Below are 10,461 nucleotides of genomic sequence, written 5' to 3' on the forward strand. Positions count from 1 at the left end.
TTGTAGGCCATCAGATCACCTCAGCAACATCTTCATAAATCACATTTATAAGATCATCTGCCTGAGCAAAAATAAACTGTTTTAAAAACTGATCGATGCGAATATTGAGCTTAAAGGGTGGAATGCTTAGGCCATCTAATTTTTCAAAATAAACTTTGGCTTTTGCCTTATCAACGGTGTCTTTAAGCGCATCAAAGCGACCGAAATTGTTAAGATTATTCTCATTAACACTATCGGCCAATAAGCTTACAAGCAGACTTTTATCTAAACCTAGCGCATTAACAATGGCATTAATCTGGGCATTTTCAGCATTATCTTTGTAGTCGTTGATGTAGTCTCTAAAGCTATGACCTGCAATCAACTGTGCATCGCCACGTTGTAGGTCGTGTAAGAATAGTTTGGCGAATTTTTGCTCGCCTTGGGTTAATGATGAAAATGACTTATGCAGCTCGTTGAGAGTAAGCTCAATGCTGGCCTGATCATTATGCTGATTTAGCTCTTTCAAATATTTATCAAAGCGACTGTTCATATAGTCGGCATCGATCTTTCCAGTATCAATTTCCGTTAAATAGCCACTAATATCAAAAGGAACATCGCCGCCACCTGCACCGCCACCATCACCTTTTGATGCGAGCTCTTTATAACGCAGCGCAAGGCTCAGGTAGGTTTGTTCATCAAGGGCGAGAGTAACCTCATGCTCAGTGCCACTATCGTCTGCACAAGCGTCCGTTGTGAATGTATAAACCGACTGCTCCCAATGTAAACCTTGTACCTTCGCGGCTTCTAGATGCTGGTTAAATACTTTAAATAGTTCAGCAAACTTTGCGCACGCCTCAACATCTTCTGGCAGTTTTTCAAAAACTGCCATACCAGCACTAATGAACAACTCGGTAATATCACCGAATAGTTCATTCATTGCTTCTAAGTTACTTTCTAGCCTATCAACAAATAACCCTATGGGTCTGTCGCCAGAGTATAGTTTTACCGCATCGTTAATATGTTGCTCCATCGTATGCGGGTAACGATAGTAACGGATAACACCATGAGGTTTATCGGGGCCAAACAATCGATTGGTACGAGAGAAGGCTTGGATGATGTTTTGGTATTTAATTACCTTATCTAAATACAAGACATTCAGCCACTTGGAGTCAAAGCCGGTGAGCATTTGGTCTACAACAATCAATAAATCCAGCTGTTTTGTAGGATCGGTATGAATACGCTCATAAGGTTTTTTGTGAGCAAGGCGTGCGGCTAAATCTTTCTTAAATGCTGCATGACGGGCAAAATCAAAATCGTGGCCATAACGCGCATTATAGTCACGCATAATTTCATCCAGACCATCACCTTTAAACGTTGGCCCACGGTCGCCACTGCCGTCATTATCAATGTTGGGATCAAACAGTGCTGATACTTTTAAATCAGGCTTAGCAGCCTTTAACAGACGGTAATAATCTATGGCTTCAGCAATACTGTTAGTAGCCAAAATCGCATGAAATTTATTGCCTTGACTTAGCACATCCCATTTGAGCAGAATATCTTCTACCACTTTGGCTTGGTGAGTCTCACTTAGGTACTGACTTTTAGGTACGTAATCTTCAATACCTTTGTGGTATTTACCTGTAGCGTCTTTGTAGCCAGCCATAGGCACTTCATTCATAAAATAATTAAATTTTTTCTTTTTGGCGGGATTATCCATAGCTTCAGCTACCGACTCCGCTTTCGCTTGTTCAAGGGCAACTGCTTGTTTTAGGTCGCTGTCTCTAAAAGTAGGCACTTTATAGGGATCAAAGCCGAGTACGTTACCATCGCGAATACCATCGGCTATGCTGTAGCGGTGCAACTCGTTGCCGAATACGGTACTTGTGGTATTGCCGTTTTTTTCATTTTCTTCTTGGATCGGAGTGCCAGTAAAACCAAAAAACAAGGCGCGTGGAAAAGTACGTTTAATAATGATCAGCATGTCGCCAAACGTGGAGCGATGCGCCTCATCAATAATAAACACTAAACGTTTAGCACGAATTTTTTCAATATCTGCACTATTAGTTGATATAAGTGTTGCTGTGCCTTCATCCTGCTCTCCATTACTAGAGACGGCTTCAAAAATATTACTCATTTTTTGAATAGAGCTAACAATTAGAGTGTCGGCTGGAGAGGTGCTTTTTAATTTCGTTACCAATATATGGGTATTTTCGGTGGCTTGCACGTCTTCACCATCGCCCGCAAAATTACGGTATTCCGCCAGCGACTGGGTGCCCAACTCGATGCGATCCATCAAAAAAATGACTTTGTCGGCATCCTTTGACTGGGCAATGAGTTGTGCCGATTTAAAGCTGGTCATGGTTTTGCCTGAACCTGTGGTATGCCACACATAGCCGCCCAAGCGGTCTGGGTTATTAGTAGCGCTACCCAATTGTTGCCAGTTGGTTTTGGCTACCTTATCCGATATCGCATTGGCGGCATAATACTGATAACTGCGCATCACTTTCAGCACGCCATCGGTATCATCGGCGACGGTGTAAAAACCAATCAACTGGTGCGCCATGGGAATGGATAACAATGTCGAGGCAATGTCTTTCCAATGGTTCATGGGCTCGTTATTAAAATCGGCCCAATTGAATTGGTAGTCTGGGTTAAATTTGCCATCAAGACCTGGGTTAGCAAAGTATTTGGCCTCATTAGGCTCCATAGCGACAAACACTTGGATCAGTGAAAATAGGCCACTAAAAATACCTTCTTTGGAATACTTCTCAATTTGGTTAACTGCTTGGCTTACTGGCACGCCACAGCGCTTAAGCTCCACATGAATAACCGGCATGCCGTTAATCAGTAACAACACATCACCACGTCTGTCATTACGCAAGGGGCTGCCGCGTTCAAATTTGGGTTGTTGCACAATTTGGTAACGGCTTTGGCCTGCGGCAATTTCTTGGCGGTCATAGATCTTCAGGCTGACTTCTTTGCCAAAATGCAACTTATCGGCGGGGTTATCGCGCTTAATAGCCACGGTTTTACCGTTGATTAAACCATTGAGTTTAAGCGGTGTTTTTAGCTCTTTGATCTGCTCAATAATCTGCTGCATTTCCGTTGCCGTCAGTGGCACGTCGTTTAAACGGTCTTGCTGGCGATTGTTTTCAAATAATATGTTCGCCCAGTTTTGCAGTAAGTCCGCTTCGGTTTTGTTTTTAAGTATCTCGCTTTCCCAGCCCTTGTGGGTAAGCACTTCGATAAAGGCCTGTTCAAATTGTGCTTCGGTTTTAAACGTAGTCATGGTTGCGCTCCCTGCTAGATAAACATTTTGTTCAAGCAGGCCTGCTTGATGTTATTAAGTTTGGTGATTTGTTGTTGGTGCTGGTTGATTAGCGTGTCGAGTTTTTGGAAGTAGTTTCCGATGGCGGTTTGTTCTTCACTTTTTGGAAGTTTTATGGGAGTGTTCTTCCCACTATTAATAGTGTATGTCCCAACTGTTCCTGTTCCAGCTGAATGCTTAATATAAGTTTTAATTTGTTTTCCAACGAATGAATAAAACAAAAACAAACCATTTATTGCATTTTCGTTCTTAAACCAAATTATATTTCCATCTTTAAAATATACGGGATCTTCGTTAGTGATCAACATGGGCACACCTATTGTCCCAACACCTGTCACAAGCAAATCACCAACTTCAACTTTCCCAGAAAGTTGCGAGTATTGTTCATATTTTTCTCGTGCAATATACAAATAATCCGCAGGTTCTTCATTTTTGTATGAAGATACAATATCTCGTGCACGTAAAAACCTGACACCTGATGTAGTCCAATCTGATTGGAGTATTCGCTTAACCGAAGTTACAGTCATTTTATTCCCTAACAACTGCTCCTCCCAATCCCCACTAAACCCTTTAAAGCGGATTTCTGGGATGGTTTCACCTTGTTTTGGGAACATCTTTTCCAGCATGGCTTTTTTGATGTTGCTAAGCTTGTCATGCTTTTGTTGGTGTTGGTTGATTAAGCTGTCGAGCTTTTGGAAGGTGTTGCCGATTTTATCACTCTCACAGATATTCTTAGGAATAAAAAAGCAAGAGGATGATACAAGCCCCCAATCAGAACGAGGCATTTTCGAGCCAGCGGAAAGGTTTGAAATAAATTCGAATTTATTGGTTTGAATTAAAGAAAACAAGAACGTACTGGCAACAATATCGGCACGTAAAACCCAAAAATCACCTACTGCTATGCCTTCAAAATCAGCTAAAAACCAGTTTTTAAGATATGGTCGCAACTTACCAAATACAACATCATCAATTTCAAATTTTAAGCCGGCTTTAAAGGTTTTCTTCTGATAAATATCCTTATTAAATAGCCCTTTCCCTGCAACTATATCTTCATATTCAACACAAGGTAGGCATGTACTTTTATGCTGCGTTGATACTCTGGTAGCAATACCTGAAAACTCACTCTCTTCCCACTCCCCACTAAATCCTTTAAACCGAATCTCAGGCACTTTCTTTTCAATACTCATCTTATGCGCCCTTCAATAAGTTGGTGAGCTCATTCAAGCCTTGCATATCAAACTCATTACCCACAAGTTCGCCCATCATCTCGGCCAACTCTTCCTCGGTGGTTTTTATCTCATTCGCGACTTGCGAATAAGTTACCGCGTATTTATCGGCAAGGGCTTGTACTTTGTTGGTCAACTTAGAAATCACAGCGTTTGGCATGGCGGCGAGCTCTTGGCTTAATGGCGCTATCCATTTTAAGTGCAGCAATTCATTGACTTGATCAATGGTTAAAGCTTCGATAGTGGTTTTCGTTTTTAAGTGCAGGGCGATTTGGGCTTCTTTGACTGCTTTTTTCAGGGCTTTTTCTTCATCAATGAGTTTACTCGCCGCAATGATTTTGGCTTTGTAACTTTCTTCTGGCTCAGGGCTGTCCTGCTCAAATTTAACTTTGCTGTCTTTTTGCTCTTTCAAGAAGGCTTTAGCCGCTTTGGCCACTTCGCTATTTACAAAAGCGTCTTTGCTTTCTTTGATAGTGTCTTGCTCTTTGTCTTCTTCGCTTAACGATTCGAGTATTTCCTCAAGCGTGCTGGCGATTTCAGCCAAACGATTTTCTTGTTTATCCAATGCGGTTAAATCATCACTTAGGTGCGTTTGTTGTACTAAATCAAACGGCAATACATGGCCTTTGTAGCCGTCTTGTACTTCGGTGTCTTTACCGTCTTTTTTCTTGATAACAATATTGGGGTCAACTTGTTTCGTGGCGACAAAGCCTTCGGTTTGCATCATTTCTAAATCAGCATTGATCACTTGCCATTGGTTGTTTAAATATTGGTAGGCTTGGTATTTGTCGATTAAGGCAATGGGTGCTAAGCGTGTGAAAAGCTCGGTGCTTAATTCAGGCTCTTGTTGGTTACGGTTAACGGCTTGCCAGCCTTGAATAAGCGTAGTGTGTAAGTAGTTATCAAAGCTGCTGTTGCCACTAACACCATGACTGCCGCCATCAAACGCTTGGTTATAGGTGCTGATAAACTCGACAACTTGTGGGTGCTGGGTAATAGTGGCGTTGACCGAGTCTTTAGTAATGGCTAACTGGCTGTAGGCGGCAGACTTAGCCACAAACAGCGCATTATGCAACTGCGGGAATGATTGCCAATATTGGTGTAACTGTGCGATTTCGCTATTGGGTATTCCACCTAGCATAGTGGCGTGTAAATCCCAGCTTGGTGCGGCCGGTGACGAGTCTACATAACGCGGTATGTTTAAGTTGTAGCCATTGTCGCGCAGGGTTTGCTTACTCACCACTTGCGAGAATTTTTCGATGCTTTCGCGGTTGATTACGGCATCCACAATACGCTTGATGTCACTGGCTTGCAGTTTGTTGTTTTTGCCTTCTTTTAAAAAGTGCTTAGAGGCATCCACAATTAATACATCGGTATTTTGTCGTTTCTGTTTAAGTACGATAATCACGGTAGGTATACCGGTACCAAAAAAGATGTTGGCCGGTAAGCCGATAATGGCATCAATGTGGTTTTGCTCAATCAGTTGTTTGCGAATTTCACCTTCTTCACCGCCACGGAACAACACCCCATGAGGCAATACAATAGTCATAATGCCATCGGGCTTTAGGTGGTAAAGGTCGTGCAGCAAAAAGGCAAAATCGGCTTTGGTTTTAGGCGCGAGGCCAAAACGGGAATAGCGCGGGTCGCTGTCTTTAAAGCTTGGGTCCCACTGTTGCGAATAAGGTGGGTTAGAGACCACCGCATCCACATATAAAGCGTGGTAAGAGCCTTGCGGGTCGTTTTCATCAAAGTAGGGCCAATCGTCTTCTAGAGTGTCACCGTTACGGGTTTTGATGTTGCTGGCTTTAATCCCGCGCATGATAAGGTTCATACGGGTCAAGTTATAGGTATTGGCTTTTAACTCTTGGGCATAATAGGTAATGCTGTCTTTGCTTTTGGCGTATTTTTCGACCGCTTCACCAATATTAATCAGTAACGAACCCGAGCCCGACGTTGGGTCGTAAATCTCGATGGTGTCTTTATGTTTTAATTCGTGGGCGATGATGTGCGACATCAGTACCGAGACTTCATGGGGCGTATAGAACTCACCAGCTTTTTTACCGGCATTGGCGGCAAATTTTTCAATCAGGTATTCATAGATGTAACCCAGTACGTCATAGCCTTGCTTACCGTTCATTGGGATACTTTTGATTAAATGCAGTAGGTCACTAATGGCTTTTGTGCGCTTACCCGCGCTTTCTCCGAGTTTGCTAAGGCCCGTTTCGAGTGTGGTGAAAATACCTTCAAACAATTTTTTGTAAGTAGGAGAAATCAAACGGCTAAAGGCTGATAGCGCATCGCGCACGTTAGACTCGTCAAACTCGAATGTAGGATCAACCCAAGTTGCAAACATATTATCGTAAGCGATGAAATAGCCTAGATTGTCTTGAATGTACTTGACCGTGTCCGCGTCTTCTTCGTTTAGGGCTTTGATATCCTCTGGCGTCATGCCCTCTTTGGTGACAAACTGAACTAATTGGTCGCTCAGGTACTTGTAAAAAATAAAGCCGAGGATGTAGTCTTTGTATTCGTTAGCTTCGATTTTTGAACGCATCTGGTTGGCGGATTCCCAGATTTTTGCTGCCAGTTGTTGTTTATTCATGTTTACTCTAAATAGTCAGAATGAGTGAGGTTGCAATATGTTTAAAGGACATAAAGCACGTGTCAAAATTGGGAGGTTGCGAGTTAAACACCATTGGTTTAACAAAATCATCAAAGCGTTGCCTGAAGAGTGGGTTGCTTTCTAACTCCTGTAAGCCAAGGCGTAACTCATTGGCAGGGTCCATGACGAATTCGGCATGTTGGTTGCCAAAGCGAAGAATATCTTCTTCTAATATGGCGTGAAAAAGGGGCGCGAGTAATTCATTATCAAGGGCCTGTGCTGCATGAATACAGTGTACGTCGTAAATATGCCTAACTAAGGTGACGTCATCGTTTCGCGCTGCATCACGCTTAACAGACATTGTGCGGCGTAACATGGAAAGCACTTTCTCTACCAAGGTAGTATTTACTGATACGCAGATGAATCCGTTCACTTCTTGTGGCAGCTTATAAAGTTCTGCTACTAACGATTGAATGCCCCGTGTTTCCAGCGCAAGAAGTGGAATTGTCTCCATTAGTTCTAACTTGATGATTGGGCGCAGACAAGGAGCCTGGCTAAATTGTTGCGGATATTTAAGCTCATATTCCACATAGCGATATTCATCCTGAACTAATCTAGCTTCGATAGAAAATGTGCTCGATGCAATAATCGCTGTTTCAATTTGTACTGCTAACGCTTTACGGTACTGTTTTTTCCTGCCGCGACTAAGGTGTTGAAATTGCGGCGTGGGGATCAGCTTTATGTCCACGTCTTCAGACATTCGAAGTATTTTTACATTGGACTTAGCCAGTGCTGTACCGCCAGAAAACACCATTTGATGAGTTTCAAACGTTAGCTTTTCAAGCTCAGAAAGTAGAGCAACCACCCAATAATCTTTTTCAATTATGGCGGGGTTCCCGAGCGCTAATGCATCGGAAACCTCTAAGAACTGTTGTTTCAGTTTTTTCATAGTCGACTTGTTGGCGTTAATAGTCTGTTACCAACAACCAATTTGCGATTGAACTGCTTTTGATCCCATGAGTAATGAACTGATGAGGGAATTTGGGTGTTTTTACCGGAAAGGCTTTGTAAGGACAGATTATCTATTTCAAAATCGATATCTTTCATTTTTAATATTTCACGCATAAGTGCATCGCTACCACCTGGACAGGTCGGCATTAAACGTCCTGTCAGGCTGTTTACTCGCGCTTTCGTGTATAAGCCATAGCCAAGCTTCATTATCTCGCCTCTATCCATTAACTGATTAAGCGATCGGCCAATTTGGTCATAGCTAGCAATGCCGTCAAAATCTTTTCGTTCGAAAACGTAGCGTCTAGAACGCTTTATCTTTTGAAAGATACAGTCAACAGCGGCCATTTAAACCTCCTTACTCTACAATAGGGAGAGTATAGCTTAATGTGAGAATAATAGGAATAAATACGACATCTTAACAATATTAAATGCGGCGCCGGTATTTGCTTAAGCTTATGATTAATAGTCTATAATACTTATTATATTTATATCCACCTATAAGTTACTGCGACTCTCACCTAGTTTGGAATACAACAGCTAACATCTATAAAAAAATTGTTGCTACCCAAGCCCGCTCAACTTGGCCGCTTTAGCAATGGTCGAACGATTACATTTAAGCAGGCTTTGCACGTGTGACGAGCTTGTCCCTTAATCGAACCGCTTGTTTTTCCTTAATTGATGAACAAGCAAACGTCCAAGGCATTTACCTAAGGTTTGGGCCTTTTCGATGCATTGTGTTTGTCCATCCCATTTATTAAATAACAATCTCACTTTCTGAGGATATTCATTACTAATGGTAATGCTAAAATCGAATTTTAGAGCCTAAGCACTAAATGATTTATGTCCAGGTACGGCTTAGAGTGAACGCTCTAAATCGTTATTGCCCCATTTCGTGCCAGAAGTGCTCTATGATGTGAACTCTGGCACTGACAAGTAGAGACCATATTTTAGAAATGCTATAAGGTGATAAAACCATGCAAGGAAGTGCGAAGATTAGCAAGCTATGGTGGGAACATTTAGCCCCTAAAGCACTCGTTAAGCGTCATAAAGAAGTAGAAAGATTGCTTAATCGATTCATTCAGTCTGACTACGGCAATTTTTGGTTTAATGCAGCAAAAATGCCTGAGGGTGTAATTAGGTGTAAGCGGGATCAATATATTCCTGTTTTAAAACTGATCTTTGTAGGGGATGCCCCTGGTGTTATTGCTAAGTTTGAATATTTACAGAAAGGGCACCGTACCGTTTCGACACAAAATGAATTTGAATCTGGCAAAGTGCTTGAAGATGATGAACTTGTCATGGTGCCTTTAATCAGCGTTGATTTAGTAACAGATACACTGCTTATAGAAGCGGCTCGGAAGGGGATATCGTCGATAGATGAAAGCAAAATTATTCGGCCAAGTTTATTGTTTACAATTCCTGCACACTACTTGTTATCACCTCAACATTTCCCTTTAACATCATACGTGTTGTACCAACATATCTTCGGGCGCGGTAATTCATATCCGAACGACGGATACTTTTATGTTGGTGTTACAACACGGAGTTGGCAGAAGCGTTGGGCCGAACATCAAAGAGCTATCAAAAATGGGAGTCCCTTGCTATTCCATCGTAAATTTCGGGAAGAGAGTCAGAATGGCGGTATTTCTTATGTGAATCATAAGGTGATGGCCATAACAGATAACATCGATGCATTGTATGAAGCAGAGGAGTTTCTGGTTGAAGGTCACTGGCAGGATGAACGCCGTCTCAATATGATCCCTGGGGGTAAATCGGGGCTACGATACCTACGAGAGAACGGGCTAATTGCTAAATCGGTTGTGCCAATACCGGATCAGCGAGATCCAATTCTGAGTAAATGGTTTAAAGAGCATCCTCGTAAAGGTTTACCAGCGCCATGGGTTGCTGAGAAATGGCGAGATAATGATTGGGCGATCGCACAGATCTGCGGCAGAGACGGTCGATTGTCGGCGGAGCAGGTTCGCGCAATCCGTCAACTAGCCAATGAATATACGGCAGAGGAAATTTATAGTCGCATTGGTGCAAAGGATGTTAGGCAAGTCCTGCGAGTTTTAGACGGACAAACTTACACAAGAGTCGTGTAATATCAATCAATGGAAGGCATGACAGTAACAATCCTTTGCACCATTCCTTGTTTGATTCTTTAGTGAACTCAACTTTATTACACCACTTTTGGCATAGATTTGTTAATGTATACCAAAAGTTTAAAAGGATACTTTAGATGGATCTAGACAAGGCATTTATGCTTAAAGCATTGGAGGTATCTCGGGCTGCTCTGCCTGAGTGCCAACCAA

At 42.3% G+C, this 10,461-nt stretch carries 6 protein-coding genes; 1 reads left to right on the forward strand and 5 read right to left on the reverse strand.

Features of this window, described 5'->3' with window-relative positions:
- Positions 1 to 10 precede the first annotated feature (10 nt).
- From H5185_RS10430 to H5185_RS10450, 5 genes are read right to left on the reverse strand one after another with little or no spacing between them, the layout of a single operon-like run.
- The gene (locus tag H5185_RS10430) at positions 11 to 3,268 is read right to left on the reverse strand and encodes a type I restriction endonuclease subunit R, EcoR124 family (protein ID WP_182742050.1); all 3,258 of its coding nucleotides are present in this window, start codon (positions 3,266 to 3,268) and stop codon (positions 11 to 13) included.
- Between the two features lie 14 nt (positions 3,269 to 3,282).
- Positions 3,283 to 4,494 carry a restriction endonuclease subunit S gene (locus tag H5185_RS10435; protein WP_182742051.1) on the reverse strand — a complete coding sequence of 404 codons (1,212 nt, stop codon included), beginning with the start codon at positions 4,492 to 4,494 and terminating at the stop codon, positions 3,283 to 3,285.
- Position 4,495: 1 nt separating this feature from the next.
- Positions 4,496 to 7,135 (reverse strand): type I restriction-modification system subunit M, encoded by a 2,640-nt coding sequence (locus tag H5185_RS10440; protein WP_182742052.1) that lies wholly within the window; start codon positions 7,133 to 7,135, stop codon positions 4,496 to 4,498.
- Positions 7,136 to 7,142: 7 nt separating this feature from the next.
- Complete coding sequence (locus H5185_RS10445; RefSeq protein WP_182742053.1) at positions 7,143 to 8,084, reverse strand: nucleotidyl transferase AbiEii/AbiGii toxin family protein; 942 nt, start codon at positions 8,082 to 8,084, stop codon at positions 7,143 to 7,145.
- Positions 8,081 to 8,491 (reverse strand): DUF6088 family protein, encoded by a 411-nt coding sequence (locus tag H5185_RS10450; RefSeq protein WP_182742054.1) that lies wholly within the window; start codon positions 8,489 to 8,491, stop codon positions 8,081 to 8,083. Before H5185_RS10450 ends, H5185_RS10445 begins: the two co-directional genes overlap by 4 nt.
- Positions 8,492 to 9,120: 629 nt before the next feature.
- Here H5185_RS10450 and H5185_RS10455 point away from each other — a divergent pair.
- Positions 9,121 to 10,251 (forward strand): hypothetical protein, encoded by a 1,131-nt coding sequence (locus H5185_RS10455; protein WP_182742055.1) that lies wholly within the window; start codon positions 9,121 to 9,123, stop codon positions 10,249 to 10,251.
- Positions 10,252 to 10,461 lie beyond the last annotated feature (210 nt).

The organism is Shewanella sp. SG44-6 (genome assembly GCF_014164185.1).
In the GTDB taxonomy this organism is placed as follows: Bacteria; Pseudomonadota; Gammaproteobacteria; order Enterobacterales; family Shewanellaceae; genus Shewanella; species Shewanella vesiculosa.

Excerpts from the sequence above, each read along its gene's own strand:
- H5185_RS10435 (WP_182742051.1), bottom strand. The coding sequence starts at position 4,494 with ATGAGTATTGAAAAGAAAGTGCCTGAGATTCGGTTTAAAGGATTTAGT.
- H5185_RS10450 (WP_182742054.1), bottom strand. The coding sequence starts at position 8,491 with ATGGCCGCTGTTGACTGTATCTTTCAAAAGATAAAGCGTTCTAGACGC.
- H5185_RS10440 (WP_182742052.1), bottom strand. The coding sequence starts at position 7,135 with ATGAATAAACAACAACTGGCAGCAAAAATCTGGGAATCCGCCAACCAG.
- H5185_RS10455 (WP_182742055.1), top strand. The coding sequence starts at position 9,121 with ATGCAAGGAAGTGCGAAGATTAGCAAGCTATGGTGGGAACATTTAGCC.
- H5185_RS10445 (WP_182742053.1), bottom strand. The coding sequence starts at position 8,084 with ATGAAAAAACTGAAACAACAGTTCTTAGAGGTTTCCGATGCATTAGCG.
- H5185_RS10430 (WP_182742050.1), bottom strand. The coding sequence starts at position 3,268 with ATGACTACGTTTAAAACCGAAGCACAATTTGAACAGGCCTTTATCGAA.